The sequence below is a fragment of the Micromonospora sp. BL4 genome (assembly GCF_003667505.1).
Classification (GTDB): Bacteria; Actinomycetota; Actinomycetes; order Mycobacteriales; family Micromonosporaceae; genus Micromonospora.
In genome coordinates, this window is the sequence record NZ_RCVJ01000155.1 from 1 (window position 1) to 17,180 (window position 17,180).

A 17,180-nucleotide genomic window follows, 5' to 3' on the forward strand; every position below is an offset into this window, starting at 1 on the left:
CCTGTCCACTGGTTCACCGACACGGTCGCGGTGCAGCCCCCGGGGCCCGGTGGCTGCACCGCGACCGTGTCGGTGAACCAGTGGACAGGTGGCTTCGTGGCGACGGTGAAGGTGACGGCCGGATCATCGGCCATCAACTCCTGGGCGGTGACGATCACGTTGCCGTCGGGCGCGACGGTCACCAACGCCTGGAACGCCAACCGCAGCGCTGACTCCGGCGCCACGCGCTGGACGAACGTGGCCTACAACGGCCGGGTCGGCGCCGGCCAGTCCACCGAGTTCGGATTCCAGGCCAACGGCACGGCCGGCGGCCTGACCCCGGCCTGCGCCGCGGGCTGACGCACACCGGCCGGTGTGGAGGACGGTCCCCGATCCTCCACACCGGCCGATCCGGACCCGTCGTGGTTGCCGACGTCGATCCGGTGCTCGTAACTTTGCGAGGGCCACGGTGTGGACGTCGACCACCGTGAGGGTGACGCGGGCCGTCAGGGCAGTGCGGGCGGCGGGCATCTGGCGACGACGGTCAGCGGCGGCCGGTGGCCAGGGAGACGAGGTACTGTCCGCCGCCGGCGTCGACGCTTGCGGTCACCGGCAGTCCGGGCACCAGCCGGGAGAACCGGTCGGCCAGCCAGTCCGCCGCCTCCTGGGCGTCCTTCCTGCTTGGACAGCGGGCGACCAGCTCGCGGCCACCCTTGCGTTCGAGTCGCTCGGCGACGGCGATCAGCGGCGCGGGTTCCACCACGTGCAGACGGTCCGGCCAGGCGATGACAACCTTGACGGCGCCCTTGCGGGTGTTGCAGGCACGGTGCGCGAGTCGCTCGGTGACCTTGGCCTTCTTGTCGGCGGTGCGGCTGTCGACACTGGGACCACGCGGGTCGTTCACCGACATGTCGGCGTCGACGGGCTCGTCGCAGACCCAGCAGCGCCAACTGTCACGCTTCGCGACGTCATCGAGGAGACTCATCCGAGCAAACTAGCCTCCGTCTTTCATCAAGGGCGACGGAGGGGTTACGGGGTTCGGCTTGGCGGACTTGCAGGGATGCATACGGCATCGCTGGCGTGCTCACCGGCATCCAGGTGATGACGTTCGCCCGCCCGTTTGCCGGTGACCGGCACAGCGCGCGGCTCACCCCTCCTGCCCGTCGGTTGAACAATGCGCTGGGGTGACCGGCTTGGTGCCGGCATCATGGTGTCTCACCCCAGCTTTCGCCGACAGAGGAGATTCAACGTGTCAGGCGCAGCGTCCACCCAGGCAGGGGCTGGACCGGCGCGTCCAACCCAACTGCTGCGCCGCAACCGGCCCTTCCGAGCTCTCTTCTCGGCACGGCTTGTCTCGTACGCGGGCGACTCACTCAGCCTTGTCGCGCTCATGCTCCACGTCGCCGACACGACGGGCCAGGCTTTGGCGATCTCCCTCCTATTGCTCGTCGGAGATTTCGCCCCATCCCTGTTGGGTCCCTTCACCGGCGCCCTCACCGATCGGCTCAATCTCCGGCGGCTGATGGTCGTCTGCGAACTCATCCAAGCCGGAGTCCTGCTGGTCATTGTGCTGACCCTGCCTCCGCTGCCGGTGCTGCTGGCCCTCGTCGCGATCCGCGCCACCGCCTCGCAGATCTTCCAACCGGCATCTCGGGCGGCGGTGCCCGCACTGGTCGCTGACCGTGACCTGGAAACCGCCAACTCGACCGTCGGGTTCGGCGCCAACGCAGCCGAGGCGGTCGGCCCGCTCATCGCCGCAGCACTGTTCCCGTTGGTCGGGGTGCGTGGCCTGCTGCTCGTCGACGCCGTCTCGTTCCTGGTCTCGGCCGTGCTGCTCGCGAGGCTCCCCTCACTCCCGGCGGCGACCGGTGACGGGCATCAGCCGTCCTTGCTGCGACAGGCCAAGGCGGGGATCGGCTACTTGTTGAGCGTTCCAACGGTGCGAGTGATCTTCCTCGGCTTTACGGCGGTGGTCGCCTTCAACGGGGTCGATGACGTGGCACTGGTGCTACTGGCCCGGGAAACCTTCCAGGTTGGCAATTCCGCGGTCGGCCTCCTGCTGGGCGCGGTCGGCCTCGGAGTCGTGGCCGGTTACGCCATGCTGTCCCGGTGGGGCACACGGGCGTCAATGCCACTGCTGCTGATCGTAGGTTTCGCGCTCAGCAGTGTCGGCAACCTGCTGACCGGGCTCGCCTGGGCCGTCGCCGCCGCGATCGCCCTGCAGGCTGCCCGCGGGTTCGGGCTGGCGGCCATGGACGTCGCCTCCAGCACGCTGCTGCAACGTACGGTCCCAGCGGGCATGCTCGGCAGGGTCTTCGGCAACCTGTACGGTGCCATCGGAGTCGCCGCCGCGACGTCATACATCGCCGGCGGCCTACTGCTGGACGCCACCTCCGCCCCGGTAACCCTGGTAGTCGCGGGCGTCGGCGGTTTGGTGGCCACCGGTGTCGTCGCGCTGCGATTGCCAAGGGCGATGAGACGCGCTGAGCGCATTCCGGGATAGCCTTGGCACATATGGCTACCTTTCGCAGTGCCTCAGTGCTTCTTTCCTCGGACGGCATCAGGACCCCCGGCACGGCCGCGCTCTTCGCCGAGCCCGCTCGCAGGGGTGGGATCCCGCCGTGGGCAGGTGACTTTCGACTCGCCAACAGCGCCGGCAATGGCCTCAAGAACGCGGTCGGGAAAACCTTCACGTTGGAGCTGCCCGACGGCAGCAGCGGCAAGGTCGTGGTCCAGAGCCTCAAGAACGGCAAGGGCGGCGTCGTGCTGGCGTTGATGGGCGAGGACGCACCTCCCTTCTGATCAGGAGACGGATCGCCGCCGACGCCACCGGCTCCTGAACTGCCGCTGACGACCGCGCCCACGATGATCCGCTTACCGCACCTGGGCGTTGCCGCGCTCGTGCTTCTCACCGAGAGTGGAACGCGTGGCCGGCGTTCGCGGGCACGGATACCCGTGGGAGGGGCGGAGATGGCAGCGACCGGCAGGCCGGTGGTGTTCGTCCATGGCATGTTCCTGCACGCCGCGTCGTGGGCCAGTTGGGTCGAGCTGTTTCGGGCGGCGGGACATGACCCGTTGAATCCAGGCTGGCCCGGTGAGCCGAGCACTGTCGCAGAAGCGCGGCAGGAGCCCGACCGGGTCGCGGGCAATGGCATCGACGACATCGTCGCGCACTACGCACAGATCATCCGCACGCTCGGCACACGGCCGATCGTCATCGGCCACTCGACCGGCGCCGTGGTCGCGCAGCGCCTCCTCGCTCAGGACCTCGCAGCGGCGGCGGTGGCGCTGCAACCTCCACCGATCAAGGGCGTGAACCACCTCGCGCCATCGACCGTTCCCGTGGGCTGGCCCCTGCTGCGCAACCCGGCCAACCGGCGGCGGGCGCTGTCGCTGACCGCACGTCAGTTCCGCTACAGCCACGGCAATGCGCTCACCGCGACCGAGTCCGACCAGTTGTACCGGCAGTGGGCCGTCCCCTCACCCGGCAGGCCGGTCTTCGAGCTGGTATCGGCAAATCTCTCCCGACGCTCACCAGCCGCGATCGACGCCGCCAACCCGACCCGGGGACCGCTGCTCATGATCGCCGGCGGAAGAGACCACAGCGCGCATCGAGTCGCCGTCAAGGCCACCGTCAAGCGATACCGTGCCTCGCCGGCCGTCACCGATTACCAGGAGTTCCGCGACCGTGGGCACTCGATGCCGATCGACAGCGGCTGGCGCGAGATCGCCGACGCCACACTGGTCTGGTTGCGACAGCACCTCCGGTGACCGCGTCTCCGACACCGGGCCCTCTCCAGGCGTCGGCGACGACGGGAGCAGCCCCGTACGCTGGCGCGGTGATCGATTTTCGCACGGCGGTTGAAGCCCGCGACCCCGACGCCATCGCGGCGGCCCTGGCCGACGACGTGGTGTTTCGCAGCCCGGTGGCGTTCAAGCCCTACCCCGGCAAGGCAATCACCGCGGCGATCCTGCGTGGCGTGCTGCGGGTGTTCGAGGATTTTCGGTACGTCCGTGAGCTGAGCGGCGACGGCGGTCGCGATCACGCGCTGGTGTTCGAGGCCCGATTGGGTGACGTCGCTGTCGAGGGCTGCGACTTCCTGCACCTGGACGAGAGCGGCCTGATCGACGAGTTGACGGTCATGGTTCGTCCGCTGTCCGCCGCGCAGGCGGTGGCCGCCGCGATGGCCGCCCAGTTCGAGCAGATCCAGCACGAGGCCACCGCCGGCTAGGACGGTGTGGCACCGCAACGGCTGGCCCGACGGCGTCCGCGACTGCCCGGCCAGGGAAGCGGGAGTCAGACGCTGCCCGGAGGGTGGGGGCACTATCGTTCTGACGTGCATATCCGTTTCGACGTCCCCGCCGATCCCGCGTACCCGGGCCGCGTGGCCGCTGTGCTCGGCAGTGTCCGGCTGCGCAGGTACGGCTATATCGGCGCGGTGCTGGCGGCGGTCGGGGCGATCGGTCTGGTCGTCTCGCGGGGGTTCGCGTGGGGCGAGCAGGCTTCGCCGCTGTGGATGGCGATGGTCGTGGGTGGGCTGCTGTCGATGCTGTACCTGCCGTGGGTGCGGTGGCGCGCCCGGCGCCGATCCAGTCGCTACGCCGTCGAGGGCGCCTACGACATCACCGACGACAACATCATGATGCGCAGCGGCTCGGAGTCCGGCGGTATCGCCTGGGACGGGGTCGCCCAGGTGAGCGACACCCCGGACTTCTGGATCGTGTACGTCGGCCGGATGCCGGCGACCGTGATCCCACGTTTTCTGATGTCAGCCGAGGATGCCGAGACGTTGCGAGCCTTCATGGCCAGACGTGGGCTGCTTCGGTAACCGGGTTGACTGCGAGTCGTGCGCGGCTCAACCGTCGATGCGGGTGATGTTGCGGATCTTGTTGGACGCGTCCAGGGCGGCCACCTTGTACGCCTCGGCCAGCGTCGGGTAGTTGAACACCGCGTCGACCAGGTAGTCGATCGTGCCGCCGCAGCCGATCACCGCCTGCCCGATGTGCACGATCTCGGTCGCGGCCGTCCCGAACACGTGCACGCCGAGCAGCCGGCCGTCGTCGGGGGAGACGAGGAGCTTAAGCATCCCGTACGAGTCACCCACGATCTGGCCGCGGGCCAGCTCGCGGTAGCGGGCGATGCCCACCTCGAACGGCGTCGAGGTGTCGGTCAGCTGCGCCTCGGTCCGCCCCACGAAGCTGATCTCCGGGATCGTGTAGATGCCGATCGGCTGGAGGCCGTGCATCTCCCGGATCGGCTCGCCGCAGGCGTGCTGCGCGGCCAGCCGGCCCTGCTCCATCGACGTGGACGCGAGCGCCGGAAAGCCGATCACGTCACCGACCGCGTAGATGTTGTCGACCGAGGTGCGGTAGTTGGCGTCCACCTTGATCCGGCCGCGCCGGTCCGCCTCCAGCCCGGCTGCTTCCAGGGCCAGGTCGTCGGTCTGGCCCTGGCGGCCGGCCGAGTACATGACCGTGTCCGCGACGATCTTCTTGCCGCTCTTCAGGATGCACAGCGCCGCCGTCTGGTGCTTCTCGACGGCGGCGACCTCCTCGCCGAAGCGGAACGCCACGGACAGGTCGCGCAGGTGGTACTTGAGCGACTCGACGATCTCCTCGTCGCAGAAGTCGAGCATCCGGTCGCGGCGTTCCACCACGGTGACCTTGGTGCCGAGCGCGGCGAACATGGACGCGTACTCCATCCCGATCACGCCGGCGCCGACCACGACCATGCTGCGGGGTACGGCCTGGAGGTTGATCACACCGTCGGAGTCCACGATGGTGCGGTCGTCGAAGTCGACGCTGTCCGGGCGGGCCGGTCGGGTGCCCGCCGCGATGATGATTTTGTCGAACGTCACCCTGGATTCGCGACCGGAGCCGCCGTCGACCCAGATCGTGTGCGCGTCGGCGAACCGGCCGGTGCCGGTGATCATCGCGACGCGGTTGCGGGCGAGCTGGTTGCGGATGACGTCGGTCTGCCGGGTGATGACGTGCTGGGTCCGGGCGGCCAGGTCGCTGACCGTGATCTCCTCCTTGACCCGGTAGCTGCTGCCGTAGAGGTCCCGCTGGCTCAGGCCGGTCAGATAGAGCACGGCCTCACGCAGCGTCTTGGACGGGACGGTGCCGGTGTTGATGCACACCCCGCCGATCATGTCGCGGCGGTCCACGATGCCGACCCGCCTGCCCAGCTTGGCGGCGGCGATCGCGGCCTTCTGCCCGCTGGGTCCGGAGCCCAGCACCACCAGGTCGTAGTCATACACAACCGTTAGCGTCGCAAGATGGCGCGGCGTGCGCCAGACCCGGACGGCGAGCGCCCGGCATCGGCTTCGCCGACCTAGTCGACGAGGCGGCGTTCCCAGGCCCAGGCGGCGATCTCGACCCGGTTGCGGGCCTTGAGCTTCATCTGCACGCTGGCCAGGTGGGTCTTGACCGTGCCGACGGCGATGAAGAGCCGGGTGGCGATCTCGGCATTGGTCAGGCCCCGGGCGACGAGCTTCACGACGTCGAGTTCCCGCGGGGACAGGCCGGCCTCGTCGCGCGCCGGAGCGGGTGGGCTGAGGTGCTCCAGCAGTCGTACCGTGATGGACGGGCTGATCAGCGCGTCGCCGGACACGGCCGCGCGGACCGCCTCCACGAGCAGTGCCGGGCCGGAGTCCTTGAGCAGGAAACCGCAGGCGCCGTTGGACAGCGCGGTGTGCACGTACTCGTCGAGGTCGAAGGTCGTCACCACGACCACCCGGACCGGGTCGGCGACGCCCGGCCCGGCGAGCAGCCGCAGCGCTTCGAGGCCGTCGAGGCGGGGCATCCGGATGTCCAGCAGCACCACGTCCGGGCGCAGGCGCCGGGCCAGCTCGACGGCGACGACCCCGTCGACAGCCTCGCCGATCACCGCCATGTCCGGCTGCGCCCCGATGATCATGCCGAAGCCGGTGCGGACCATCGCCTGGTCGTCGGCGATCAACACCCGGATCATCGGCTCACCGCCGGGCGCAGCGGAAAGGCCGCATCGAGCACCCAGCCACCGGCGACGCCAGGCCCGGCGGTGATCGTGCCGCCGAGAGCGCGTACCCGCTCGGTGAGGCCGATCAGGCCGAAGCCGTGCCCCCGCGCCGGCGCGGTGCGCCCAGACGAGCCGTCGTCGGCCACCCGGACCAGCAACCAGTCCGGGGTACGACGCACGGCCACGTCCACGGACCGGGCGTCCGGCGCGTGCTGACGGGTGTTGGTCAGCCCCTCCATCACCACCCGGTACGCCGAGGTCGAGACCTCCACCGGCAGCCCGTCCAGGTCACCATCGACGTGTAGCCGTGCCGGCGCGCTCGCCGTGCCGTTGAACCCCGTCAGCAGCGGCGCCAGGTCGGTCACGCCGGCCAGCGGGGCCAACGGCGCCTCCGGCGGGGCGTCCGGGTTGCGCAGAATCCCCACCATCCGTCGCATCGAGGCCATCGTCTCCGCGCCGGCCCGCTCGATCTGCTCCAGGGCGACGATCACCCGCTGCGGGTCCCGCTCGGCGACGAACCGGGCGCCCTGCGCCTGCACCACGATGCCGGTCACGTGGTGGGCGATGAAGTCGTGCAGGTCACGGGCGAACTCGGCGCGCTGCTCGGCTCGGACCAGCGCGATCGCCCGTTCCCGGCCGGCCGCGATGGTCCGCAGATAGAGCCCCACCCCGGCGGCGCCGGCCGCGGCGAGCACCTGGAGCAGACCGAAGATCACGAGCAGGCTGTCGGTGCCGGACCGCAGCGGCAGCGCGGCGACGGCGAACCCGGCGGCCACCGCCGCCCACGGGGCGAGCCGGGACGCGCCCCAGCGGGTCACCACGAAGACCACCGCGAGCAGCCCGGCCGACTCGGCGAGCCCCCAGCTGCCCCCGAGCACGTAGCTGTTGTGGGCGACGACCCGGATCGCCGCGGTCACGGCGAGTGAGGCGGTGGCGAGCGCCAGCGCGGCCAGGGGCAGCCGGCGGGAACCCAGCCGGTGCACCGGCAGCCAGAGCGGCACCGTCGCCACCGCCAGCCCCAACCGCACCAGCAGGAGCAGCAGAGCGGCCGTGCTCATGCTCCCGGACGCGCTGAACCGCAGGTCGAAGAGGGTGAGCAGGCCAATGGTCACCAGGCCGGCGGCCTGGGCCAGGCGTACCCACAGTCGTCGAAGGTCCGGCGCGCTCATGGTGACCCAGCGTAGCCAGCCGGGCGGGGCTGGCAGATCAGCCGAAAGACAGACCCGACGCCGGCGATACCTGGCCCCGGGCCGATGCGCGGACCGGCCAGTGGCAGCGACGCTTCCCGGGTCACATCGCAGCCACTGGAGGAACAATGACGACGCATGCCCCGCCGGGAACCAGCCAGGCCGCGGTCGCCGCGGTCGACCTGGTGAAGGTGTACGGCAGCGGGGACACCGCGGTCCGTGCCCTGGACGGGGTCTCGGTCGGCTTCGGCCGAGCCGAGTTCACCGCGATCATGGGCTCGTCCGGGTCCGGCAAGTCGACCCTGATGCACTGCCTCGCCGGCCTCGACACGGCCACCTCCGGCCGGGTCCTGCTCGGCGGGACGGAGCTGACGGGCCAGTCGGACCGGACGCTGACGCGGGTACGACGGGAGCGGATCGGGTTCGTCTTCCAGTCCTTCAACCTGCTGCCGCAGCTCACCGCCGCGCAGAACATCACCCTGCCGCTGGATCTCGCCGGCCGGCAGCCCGACGCCGAACTCTTCGCCCACCTGGTCGGCGTGCTGGGGCTCGGCCAGCGGCTCGGCCACCGACCCAGCGAGCTCTCCGGCGGTCAGCAGCAGCGGGTCGCGTTGGCCCGGGCGCTGGTGGCGCGCCCCGAGGTGGTCTTCGCCGACGAGCCGACCGGCAACCTCGACTCCCGCTCCGGCGCGGAGGTGCTCACCATCCTGCGCGACTCGGTACGCGACCTCGGCCAGACCGTCGTCATGGTCACCCACGACCCGATCGCCGCCGCGTACGCCGACCGGGTGGTGCTGCTCGCCGACGGCCGGATCGCCGGCGAGATCGACAAGCCGGACCAGGTGTCGGTCACCGACGCGCTGCGTGACCTGGCGGCCGCCGCATGAGGGCGACGGTGCTGCGTACCCAGACCAGCGCGGCGGCCCGGCGGCCCGGCCGGCTGATCCTGACCGGCCTGGCGATCCTGGTCGCGTCGTTCGTCGTCTTCGGCACCGTGCTGGTGCAGCAGATCACCGAACGGACCGTGCGGGACAACCTCAGCGGCACCGCGGCCGCCACCGACCTGGTCATCGGCGACCCCGAGCAGCCGCCGCCCACCGTGACGGAGCTGACGCACGTCCGCGCCGTGCCGGGCGTGGCCGAGGCGGTGGGCCGGATGACGATCGGGGTGTCCCTCGGGGAGGGGTACCTCAACCTGCAGGCCGATCCGGGCACCGGGCCGCTGGCCACGGTCCGGCTGATCGAGGGCAGGTACCCGGACCGGCCCGGCGAGATCGCGATCACCCCGCGCACCGCCGAGCGGCTCGGACTCTCGGTCGGCACCTCTACCGACGGCATGGCCGGTGAACTCACCACGCCCGCCCGCCTGACCGTGACCGGCATGGTCGAGCCCACCGCCGACGCCGGCTTCGACGCGTACGCCCCGGACAGCGTCGTGATCTCCTGGGCCCGCCTGACGGGCGTGGAGCACGTCGATGTGCGGGTGGCCCCTGGTGAGCCGGCGGACGACGTTCGCCAACGGGTCGCCGCGGTCGCGGCCGGCCGGCCGATCCGCTCCGGCGCCGAGGTGCGCCAGGCGGAGGCCAACGCGGCGGCCGAGCAGGTCGGTGGGCTCTTCATCCTGGTCGGCCTGTTCGTCTCGATCGCGGTCGTCGCGGCGGCGCTGGTGGTCACCTCGACCTTCCGCATCGTCTTCGCCCAGCGGATGCGGCAGCTCGCGCTGCTGCGCGCGGTCGGCGCGGGTCGGGGCACCCTGGTCGGGGCGTTGACCGCCGAGGGAGCCCTGACCGGGCTCGTCGCCAGCGTCATCGGGGTCGTCGGCGCCCTCGCCCTCGGATACGCGCTGCCGGCGATCCTGCGCTCCACCGACCACGCGGTCTCGTCGCCCGGCCTGCCCCTCGCGGCGGCGGTCGCCGTGGTGATCGGCGCCGTCGTGATCACCGTGCTGGCCGTCCTGGCGCCGGCACTCTCGGCCGCCCGGGTCTCCCCGCTGGAGGCACTGCGCACGGCGAGCACCACCCCCGGTCGGCGTGGCATCGGAGGGCTGCGTTTGGTGTTCGGGCTGCTCCTGGCCGTCGGCGCGGTCCTGGCCGCCGCCGCAACGATCAGCCGGTTGCCGGAGCCGGAGCAGACGTCGTACGACCCCACGGGGCCACTGCTCCTGCTGATCGGATCCGGCGCGCTGGCGTACGTCGCGCTGGTCGCCCTCGGGCCGCTGCTGGTGCGTCCGGTGCTGGCCGTGGTGGGATGGCCGCTGCGCCAGCTCGGGCCCCTCGGCCGGATGTCGGTCGGCGGTATCGGCGGGGCGCCGCGCCGGGCGGCCGCCGTCTCCGTCGTGGTCGCGCTCGGCGTGACCCTGATCTCCGGGGTGGCCATCGGCGGCACGTCGCTGCAGGTCCTCGTCGACCGCGAGATGGCGCTCTCGGCGCCGACCGACTTCGAGGTCACCAGCAACGGTGGGACCCTGCCGGCCGCTGTCGTGAGCCGGGCCGAGGCCGCGCGCGGGGCGCTGGCCCGAGTGGTGCCGTACCGACGGATCGACGACGTCACGCTGCTGCGCGGCGGCGACAAGCTCGGCGACGCCGAGTCCGAGTACCCGACGAACGACCTGGACCTGACGGCGTTGCCCAGCACCGGCGATCTGGACGTGGCGCAGGGCAAGCTGGCCGACCGTGGCCCCGGCCGGATCGTGCTGAACAGCTGGGTTGCCCGGGACACCGGTCTGCGGGCCGGCGACACCGTCACGCTCGCCGTCGCCGCGCGCAGGGTCGACGTGCGCGTCGCCGCGGTCCTGCCCGGTGACGGCCCGCTGCACGCGGGCATCCTCACCGACCGGACCGACCTGGACCGGCTCGGCGTGCCGACGGCGTACACCGGTCTGCTGGCCGACGCGGCCGGCTCCGGCGAGGACGGCCGCACCGCCGGCGTGCGGGCGCTGCGGCAGGCGATCGGAGGCAGCGACGGGGTGGGCCTCGCGGTCCTCGCCGACGAACGGGACCGCAATGACGCGTTGGTACGCACCCTGGTCTGGATCGCGGTCGGCCTGGTCAGCCTCACCGTGTTGATCGCGGTCGTCGGCGTGGGCTCCACGACCGCGCTCTCGGTGGTGGAACGGGTACGCGAGTCCGGGTTGCTTCGTGCGATCGGCCTGTCCCGAACCGGCCTGCGCACGATGTTGACCGTCGAGTCCGGCCTCTACGGAGTGATCGGCGCGACCATCGGCCTGCTGCTCGGCGTCCCGTACGCCTGGTTGGCGGTCCAGGCTCTCGGGATCAACGCACCGTTGACCGTGCCGGTGCTGCCGCTGGTCGGGCTCTTCGTGACGCTGGTCGTCCTGACCGCGTTGGCCGGGGTCCTGCCGGCTCGGCGGGCATCGCGGGTCAGCCCGGTGGTGGCACTGGGGGCCGACGGCTGAGCACGGCCGCGGGTCGGCCGCATTCGGGCGAAGCGGCCGACCCGCCCGCCGGCCGCACCTAGCATCGGGACAGGACCGTCCGATCCCGGCCCACCACCAGGAGGCAGCGGCATGAGCTACGTCAAGGCCAAGGACGGCACCAAGCTCTACTACAAGGACTGGGGCGAGGGGCCGGTCGTCACCTTCTCCCACGGCTGGCCGTTGAGCGCCGACGCCTGGGACGGGCAGATGCTCTTCCTCGTCCAGAACGGGTTCCGGGTGGTCGCGCACGACCGCCGCGGGCACGGCCGGTCGAGCCAGGCCCGCACCGGCAACGACATGAACGGGTACGCCGACGACCTGGCCGCGGTCATCGAGGCGCTGGACCTGCGGGACGTCACCGTGGTCGGTCACTCCACCGGCGGGGGAGAGGTGGCCCGCTACATCGGCCGGCACGGGACGGAGCGGGTCGCCAAGGCCGTGCTCATGTCCGCCGTACCGCCGATCATGGTGCAGAGCGCGGACAACCCGGAGGGGCTGCCGATCAGCGCCTTCGACGACCTGCGGGCCCAGCTCTTCGCCGACCGGTCGCAGTTCTACCAGGACCTGGCACTGATGTTCTACGGCGCCAACCGAAAGGGCGCGAAGGTGTCCAAGGGGATCCTCGACCAGTTCTGGCTGTGGAGCATGCAGTCCGGCCTGTGGAACGCCTACGAGAGCATCAAGGCGTTCTCCGAGACGGACTTCCGGGACGACCTGGCGAAGTTCGACATCCCGACGCTGGTGATGCACGGCGAGGACGACCAGATCGTGCCGGTGAAGGACTCGGCGCACAAGACCGCGAAGCTCGTCGCGAACGCCAAGGAGATCTACTACCCGGGCGCACCGCACGGCATGACGGCGACGATGCAGGACCAGGTCAACAAGGACCTGCTCGCGTTCCTGCGGAGCTGACGGGTCAGACGAGCTGGGCGCCGATGACCGCGAGCAGCCGCAGCTTCTCGTCGCTCTCCGACCCGGGCACGGCGGTGAAGACCAGCAACGTCTGGGACTGGTCGGGATCCACCAGCGTCTGGCAGTGCAGCTCCAGCGGCCCCACCTCGGGATGCACGAAGTGCTTCGGCGGGCAGTAGCCGCCCGGCACCGGATGCTCCCGCCACAACTGCGCGAACTCCGGGCTCGCGGCCAGCAGATCGTCGACGATCGCGGAGGCCCGCGAGTCCCGTCCATCGCGGGTGTACGCCGCGTGCAGGTGCGCCACGAGGAGCCGGCTCTGCGTCTGGTGGTCCCGCGCCGGGTGCAACTGCCGTGCCTGCGGATCGGTGAACCAGCGGTGGTGCAGGCTGCGGGCCAGCCCGGTGTGCCGGGTCTCGTCGCCGAGCAGTGCGACCGCCGGCGCGGTCTGCGCCAGGGTCTCGCCGAGGTGGTTCACCACCTGGGCGGGGGTGTCGTGCAGCCGGTCGAGGATGCGCATCATCCCCGGGTTGACGTGGTCGGCTCGGACCGCTCGGTGCGGGACGGCGTGACCGGCGAGCTGGAACAGGTGGTCCCGCTCGGTCAGGGTGAGTCGCAGGCCACGGGCCAGGGCGGCGAGCATCTGCTCCGACGGGTGCGGCCCGCGCTGCTGCTCCAGCCGGCTGTAGTAGTCGGTGGACATCCCGCTCAACGCGGCCACTTCCTCGCGCCGTAGCCCACCGGTCCGCCGGCGCTGGCCCCGGGGGAGTCCCACGTCCTCGGGCTGGAGCGCCTCGCGTCGGGTACGCAGAAAGCTGGCGAGTTGGGCGCGGTCCACGCTGACTCCTCGATCGGTGGATGCCGGCGGTCAACCGGCACGTGCAGTGCAACAGGTGGGCAGGGGCGCGCTGTTCCACGCGATCCCCGCCCAGCCTGATCAACGCTGGATGGACTTGGTCTCCAGGAACTCCTCAAGGCCGAAGCGGCCGAACTCGCGGCCGTTGCCCGACCGCTTGTAACCGCCGAAGGGTGCGAGCGGGTTCCAGTGACCGGCGTTCACGTCGACCTGTCCCACCCGCAGCCGCTTGGCGACCGCCAGGGCGTGCTCCGGCTCGCCGAAGACGCCGCTGGTCAGGCCGTACAGCGTGCCGTTGGCGATGGCCACGGCCTCATCGTCGTCGGCGTACGGGATGATCGTCAGCACCGGGCCGAAGATCTCCTCCTGAGCGATCGCCGAGGCCGGGTCGACGTCAGCGAAGATCGTCGGCTGCACGTAGGCGCCCGTCGCCAGGCCCTCCGGGCGGCCCGGGCCGCCGAACACGAGCCGGGCGCCGTCGGCGATGCCCCGTTCGATGTAGCCGACGACCTTCTGCCGGTGGGCCTCCGAGGCCATCGGACCCACCCGGGTCGTTTCGTCGGTGGGGTCACCGACGGTGAACTGCTTCGCCGCCTCGACAGCCAGCGCCACGACCTCGTCCTGGCGGGAGGCGGGCACCAGCATCCGTGGCCACGCGCCGCAGACCTGGCCGCCGTTGGCGAACGCCATCATGACGCCCTTGGTGACCGCCGTCGGCAGGTCGGCGTCGTCGAGGATGATGTTCGCGCCCTTGCCCCCCAGCTCCAGCGCGACCCGCTTGACGGTCGCCGCGGCGACCGCCCCGATCCGCTGTCCGGCCCGGGTGGAGCCGGTGAAGGAGATCATGTCGATGTCCGGGTGGGCGGAGATGGCCTCGCCGACGACCGCGCCAGTGCCGTACACCACGTTGAACACACCCGCGGGTACGCCGGCCTCGGCGGCGACCTCGGCGAGGATGCGGGCGGTCAGCGGGGCGTTCTCGGACGGCTTGAAGACCATCGTGTTCCCCGCGAGCAGCGCCGGGGCCAGCTTGGAGACGATCTGCTGCAGCGGGAAGTTCCACGGCGTGATCGCACCGACCACGCCGATCGGCTCGCGGACGATCAGCGAGTTGCCGACCTCCTCGGTCCAGGCGAAGTCGTCGGCGAGGCCGGCGATTGATTCGATCACGGCGGCCGGAAAAGCGACCTGGGCGGTCCGGGACATGCCGATCGGGGAGCCCATCTCGGCGGTGATCGCCCCGGCGATCTCCTCCTGCCGGGCGGCGAGGCCGGCGCCCAGGCGGCGCAGCACCTCCGCCCGCTGCTGTGGCGTGCTCGCCGCCCAGGCGGGGAAGGCGGCCCGCGCGGCGGCGACGGCCCGGTCGACGTCGGCGGCGGAGCCTGCCGGCGTCTCGGCGACGATGTCGCCGGTCGCCGGGTTCACGACGGGAAGGGTGCCGGCCGAGCCGGCGACGATCTCGCCACCGATCCAGTGGCCGGTGACGGTGCGGGTGGAAGGTGTCATGCACCGACCGTGGCACCGGCGCCGAACCCCAACCAGGTGCGGTCTATCCAGGGTTTCGCGATCCCTGGCTGGGGTCCGGCCAGGTCACAGCGCGAGGACGACGCGGCCGGCCGCGGTGCCGTTGTCCTGCCGCGCCCAGGCGTCCGCGACCGAGGCGAACGGCACGATCTCATGGTCGACGGTGAGTCTGCCGGCGGCCGCATGCCCGGCCACCACGGCCAGCGACGCCGCCCGCTGCTCGGTCGACAACCCGTTGTTGGTGTAGCCGATCATCCGTAGCGATCCGCTGCGCAGCACGGCCGACTCGATCGGCGCGGTCGCGCCCGCGGCGCTGCCCAGGTTGACGAGGCGGCCACCCGGGCGCAGCACCCGCAGCGCCGCCGCGGCCGGCACGCCGAAGACCGGATCGAGGACGAGGTCGACCGGGCCCTCGGCGGCGTCGCGCAGCCGTTCGGCCAGCGACGCGACGTCGTCATCCGGGAGTAACGGAACGGAGACCGCGGCACCGAGTTCCTCGGCACGGGCCCGCGCCGAGGCGGAGCGGGCCACGGCGATCACGCGCCGCGCCCCGCCGAGCAGCGCCAGCTGGACGGCCGCCTGGCCGACCACGCCGCCGGCGCCGAGCACGATGACCTGCTCATCGGCTGCCAGGTCGCCGGCGTGCGTGAGGGCCGCGTGCGCGGCGACCGCGGAGAGGCCGAGGGCGGCGAGCAGGATCAGCGGTACGCCGGGCGGCAGCGCCACCACGTCCGCGGCGGGCACCGCGACGATGGTCGCCATGCTGCCGTCGACCCCGGACCGCATCCCGGCCGAGGTGCCGAACCAGACGGGGGTGCCGTCGGCGAGCCGGCCGACACCCTGCACGCCCGGCACGTACGGGGTCGCGGGCGTGCCGAAGTAGCTGGTGCCGCTGGCGCAGAGCACGTCCAGCGGGGTGATCGGCACCGCCTCGACGGTGACCGCCACCTCGCCGTCCGCCGGCACGGGGGCCGGCCGCTCGACGATCGTCGGTGGGGTGCCGCAGGCGGTGAGCAGGGCCGCGCGGATCACGTCGCGATGTCCGGGTAGGGCATCGCGAAGTGCGCCAACCGCGCGCCGTAGGACTTCTGGTACTCCAGCGGCTCGGTGTTGTCCCGCTCGAAGACGGCGATGAAGAGGGTCAGGGTCAGGAACGGGTGCGCGCCCAACTCGAACAGCTTCACGTGGTCGTGAGTGGCCAACGCCTCGCGCTCCACGTCGTCGAAGCGCAGCCAGGTGCTCGCCTCACCGGTGTGACAGTTCAGCACCGTGTTGGCGCACTCGGCCTCCCACCAGGCCACCAGCTCGCGCGGCTCGCTGCGGTAGCGCTCGACCAGCTCCGGGTCCCGGTCGACCATGAAGAGGAACTTGTTCAGCAGGTATTTGCTCATGCCGCCGGCGCTCCGTTCGGGTACCAGGTGAAGTACGCCTCCATGGTGTGGAACAGATCGAGGGTGTCGACGTAGTCGGCCTTCACGCCGGCACCGGCCACACCCATCATGAGCATGAAGTCCATGAAGCCGTGGGTGGCGTTGCCCGGCGAGTGCAGGCTGTCCAGGGTGACCTCGCGCAGGCACCCGTCGAGGTCGCCGTTGGCGATCCACTCGACCGCCCGCTGGTCGAACTCCGGGTCCGGGCCGTGCGGGCCGAACTGTCGCGGACCGCCCAGCTCCAGGGAGAGGTGGCCGGTGCCGATGACGGCGACCCGCAGGTGCGACGGCCACGACTCGACGATCTGCCGGATCGTCGCGCCGAGCTGGACGAAGCGCTTCGGCTCCGGCAGCGGCGGCGCGAAGATGTTCGTGTAGATCGGCACGATCGGCAGGTCGGCCTCGGGCCGCAGCGTGATGATCGGGCACGTGATGCTGTGGTCGATCCGCAGCTCGTTGCTGAACGCGAGGTCGAAGCCGGCGTCCAGACCGGCCCGCAGGATGTGCCCGGACAGGTCCTCCTGGCCCTTGAGCAGCATCCGGGGCAGCCCGAACTCGCGCTCCTCGTTGTACCAGTTGGCGTCGTAGAAGGGCGCCTTGCCGACCAGGAACTGCGGCATGTTGTCCAGCCACAGCTGGTGGAAGTGGTCGGAGCCGACCATCACCAGCACGTCGGGCCTGGCCCGGGTCAGGGTCTCGCGGAAGGCCAGGATCTTGCTGGTCCACTCGTCGGCGAACGGCGGCCGGTCCTCGCCAGTGGCCGTGCTGGCCCGGTAGTAGAAGGGGTGGTGGGTGGAGGCGATGACCGCGACGATGGAGGCCATTCCCACTCCTCTCGGGGCTGGAAAAGGGGGGA

The 17,180-nt window shown here is 71.4% G+C and carries 18 protein-coding genes; 9 read left to right on the top strand and 9 right to left on the bottom strand.

What is annotated here, in order from left to right:
• Nucleotides 1–339, top strand: a 339-nt coding sequence (locus tag EAD89_RS20540; RefSeq protein WP_199733571.1) for a cellulose binding domain-containing protein, incomplete at its 5' end; no start/stop codon positions are given.
• A gap of 184 nt (nt 340–523) precedes the next feature.
• Here EAD89_RS20540 and EAD89_RS20545 read toward each other — a convergent pair.
• Nucleotides 524–964 (bottom strand): hypothetical protein, encoded by a 441-nt coding sequence (locus EAD89_RS20545; RefSeq protein WP_121653052.1) that lies wholly within the window; start codon nt 962–964, stop codon nt 524–526.
• Between the two features lie 222 nt (nt 965–1,186).
• Here EAD89_RS20545 and EAD89_RS20550 point away from each other — a divergent pair, with 222 nt between their 5' ends.
• The 5 genes from EAD89_RS20550 (at nt 1,187) to EAD89_RS20570 (ending at nt 4,808) form a co-directional block, all read left to right on the top strand.
• Nucleotides 1,187–2,482, top strand: a complete 1,296-nt coding sequence (locus tag EAD89_RS20550; RefSeq protein WP_121676905.1) for an MFS transporter — start codon at nt 1,187–1,189, stop codon at nt 2,480–2,482.
• 11 nt (nt 2,483–2,493) lie between these two features.
• Entirely contained in the window at nt 2,494–2,781 is a 288-nt protein-coding gene (locus tag EAD89_RS20555) for a hypothetical protein (RefSeq protein WP_233578861.1), read from the top strand.
• 168 nt (nt 2,782–2,949) lie between these two features.
• Nucleotides 2,950–3,750, top strand: coding sequence for an alpha/beta hydrolase (locus EAD89_RS20560; protein WP_121676864.1), 801 nt, complete (start codon nt 2,950–2,952; stop codon nt 3,748–3,750).
• 68 nt (nt 3,751–3,818) lie between these two features.
• Nucleotides 3,819–4,211, top strand: a complete 393-nt coding sequence (locus tag EAD89_RS20565; protein WP_121676865.1) for a nuclear transport factor 2 family protein — start codon at nt 3,819–3,821, stop codon at nt 4,209–4,211.
• A gap of 105 nt (nt 4,212–4,316) precedes the next feature.
• Nucleotides 4,317–4,808 carry a YcxB family protein gene (locus tag EAD89_RS20570; protein WP_121676866.1) on the top strand — a complete coding sequence of 164 codons (492 nt, stop codon included), beginning with the start codon at nt 4,317–4,319 and terminating at the stop codon, nt 4,806–4,808.
• A gap of 27 nt (nt 4,809–4,835) precedes the next feature.
• Here the strand turns inward: EAD89_RS20570 and sthA are convergent, their stop codons facing one another.
• From sthA to EAD89_RS20585, 3 genes are all read right to left on the bottom strand, one after another.
• Entirely contained in the window at nt 4,836–6,239 is a 1,404-nt protein-coding gene (gene sthA, locus EAD89_RS20575) for a Si-specific NAD(P)(+) transhydrogenase (RefSeq protein ID WP_121653058.1), read from the bottom strand.
• A gap of 74 nt (nt 6,240–6,313) precedes the next feature.
• Nucleotides 6,314–6,952: a response regulator transcription factor gene (locus EAD89_RS20580; protein WP_121676867.1), complete on the bottom strand. Its 639-nt coding sequence runs from the start codon at nt 6,950–6,952 to the stop codon at nt 6,314–6,316.
• Nucleotides 6,949–8,148, bottom strand: a complete 1,200-nt coding sequence (locus EAD89_RS20585) for a sensor histidine kinase (RefSeq protein ID WP_121676868.1) — start codon at nt 8,146–8,148, stop codon at nt 6,949–6,951. The genes EAD89_RS20580 and EAD89_RS20585 overlap by 4 nt, the downstream gene beginning before the upstream one ends.
• Before the next feature lie 146 nt (nt 8,149–8,294).
• Here EAD89_RS20585 and EAD89_RS20590 point away from each other — a divergent pair, with 146 nt between their 5' ends.
• From EAD89_RS20590 to EAD89_RS20600, 3 genes are all read left to right on the top strand, one after another.
• Nucleotides 8,295–9,053, top strand: coding sequence for an ABC transporter ATP-binding protein (locus EAD89_RS20590; RefSeq protein WP_121676869.1), 759 nt, complete (start codon nt 8,295–8,297; stop codon nt 9,051–9,053).
• A gap of 8 nt (nt 9,054–9,061) precedes the next feature.
• Complete coding sequence (locus EAD89_RS20595; RefSeq protein WP_233578863.1) at nt 9,062–11,581, top strand: FtsX-like permease family protein; 2,520 nt, start codon at nt 9,062–9,064, stop codon at nt 11,579–11,581.
• A 111-nt stretch (nt 11,582–11,692) separates the two neighbouring features.
• Entirely contained in the window at nt 11,693–12,514 is an 822-nt protein-coding gene (locus tag EAD89_RS20600) for an alpha/beta fold hydrolase (RefSeq protein WP_121676871.1), read from the top strand.
• 4 nt (nt 12,515–12,518) lie between these two features.
• Here the strand turns inward: EAD89_RS20600 and EAD89_RS20605 are convergent, their stop codons facing one another.
• The 5 genes from EAD89_RS20605 to EAD89_RS20625 form a co-directional block, all read right to left on the bottom strand.
• A complete protein-coding gene (locus EAD89_RS20605; protein ID WP_121653064.1) occupies nt 12,519–13,352 on the bottom strand; it encodes a helix-turn-helix transcriptional regulator in 834 nt (277 codons plus the stop codon).
• A 99-nt stretch (nt 13,353–13,451) separates the two neighbouring features.
• On the bottom strand, nt 13,452–14,876 hold the full coding sequence (locus tag EAD89_RS20610; protein WP_121676872.1) for an aldehyde dehydrogenase family protein: 1,425 nt from the start codon (nt 14,874–14,876) through the stop codon (nt 13,452–13,454).
• Nucleotides 14,877–14,960: 84 nt separating this feature from the next.
• Nucleotides 14,961–15,926, bottom strand: coding sequence for a zinc-binding alcohol dehydrogenase family protein (locus EAD89_RS20615; protein ID WP_121676873.1), 966 nt, complete (start codon nt 15,924–15,926; stop codon nt 14,961–14,963).
• Entirely contained in the window at nt 15,923–16,285 is a 363-nt protein-coding gene (locus EAD89_RS20620; protein WP_121653067.1) for a hypothetical protein, read from the bottom strand. The genes EAD89_RS20615 and EAD89_RS20620 overlap by 4 nt, the downstream gene beginning before the upstream one ends.
• Nucleotides 16,282–17,148 (bottom strand): extradiol ring-cleavage dioxygenase, encoded by an 867-nt coding sequence (locus tag EAD89_RS20625; RefSeq protein ID WP_121676874.1) that lies wholly within the window; start codon nt 17,146–17,148, stop codon nt 16,282–16,284. Before EAD89_RS20625 ends, EAD89_RS20620 begins: the two co-directional genes overlap by 4 nt.
• Between the last annotated feature and the right edge of the window lie 32 nt (nt 17,149–17,180).

Coding starts and splice junctions, on each gene's coding strand:
- EAD89_RS20545 (WP_121653052.1), bottom strand. CDS start 964: ATGAGTCTCCTCGATGACGTCGCGAAGCGTGACAGTTGGCGCTGCTGG.
- EAD89_RS20550 (WP_121676905.1), top strand. CDS start 1,187: ATGGTGTCTCACCCCAGCTTTCGCCGACAGAGGAGATTCAACGTGTCA.
- EAD89_RS20555 (WP_233578861.1), top strand. CDS start 2,494: ATGGCTACCTTTCGCAGTGCCTCAGTGCTTCTTTCCTCGGACGGCATC.
- EAD89_RS20560 (WP_121676864.1), top strand. CDS start 2,950: ATGGCAGCGACCGGCAGGCCGGTGGTGTTCGTCCATGGCATGTTCCTG.
- EAD89_RS20580 (WP_121676867.1), bottom strand. CDS start 6,952: ATGATCCGGGTGTTGATCGCCGACGACCAGGCGATGGTCCGCACCGGC.
- EAD89_RS20585 (WP_121676868.1), bottom strand. CDS start 8,148: ATGAGCGCGCCGGACCTTCGACGACTGTGGGTACGCCTGGCCCAGGCC.
- EAD89_RS20590 (WP_121676869.1), top strand. CDS start 8,295: ATGACGACGCATGCCCCGCCGGGAACCAGCCAGGCCGCGGTCGCCGCG.
- EAD89_RS20600 (WP_121676871.1), top strand. CDS start 11,693: ATGAGCTACGTCAAGGCCAAGGACGGCACCAAGCTCTACTACAAGGAC.
- EAD89_RS20610 (WP_121676872.1), bottom strand. CDS start 14,876: ATGACACCTTCCACCCGCACCGTCACCGGCCACTGGATCGGTGGCGAG.
- EAD89_RS20620 (WP_121653067.1), bottom strand. CDS start 16,285: ATGAGCAAATACCTGCTGAACAAGTTCCTCTTCATGGTCGACCGGGAC.
- EAD89_RS20625 (WP_121676874.1), bottom strand. CDS start 17,148: ATGGCCTCCATCGTCGCGGTCATCGCCTCCACCCACCACCCCTTCTAC.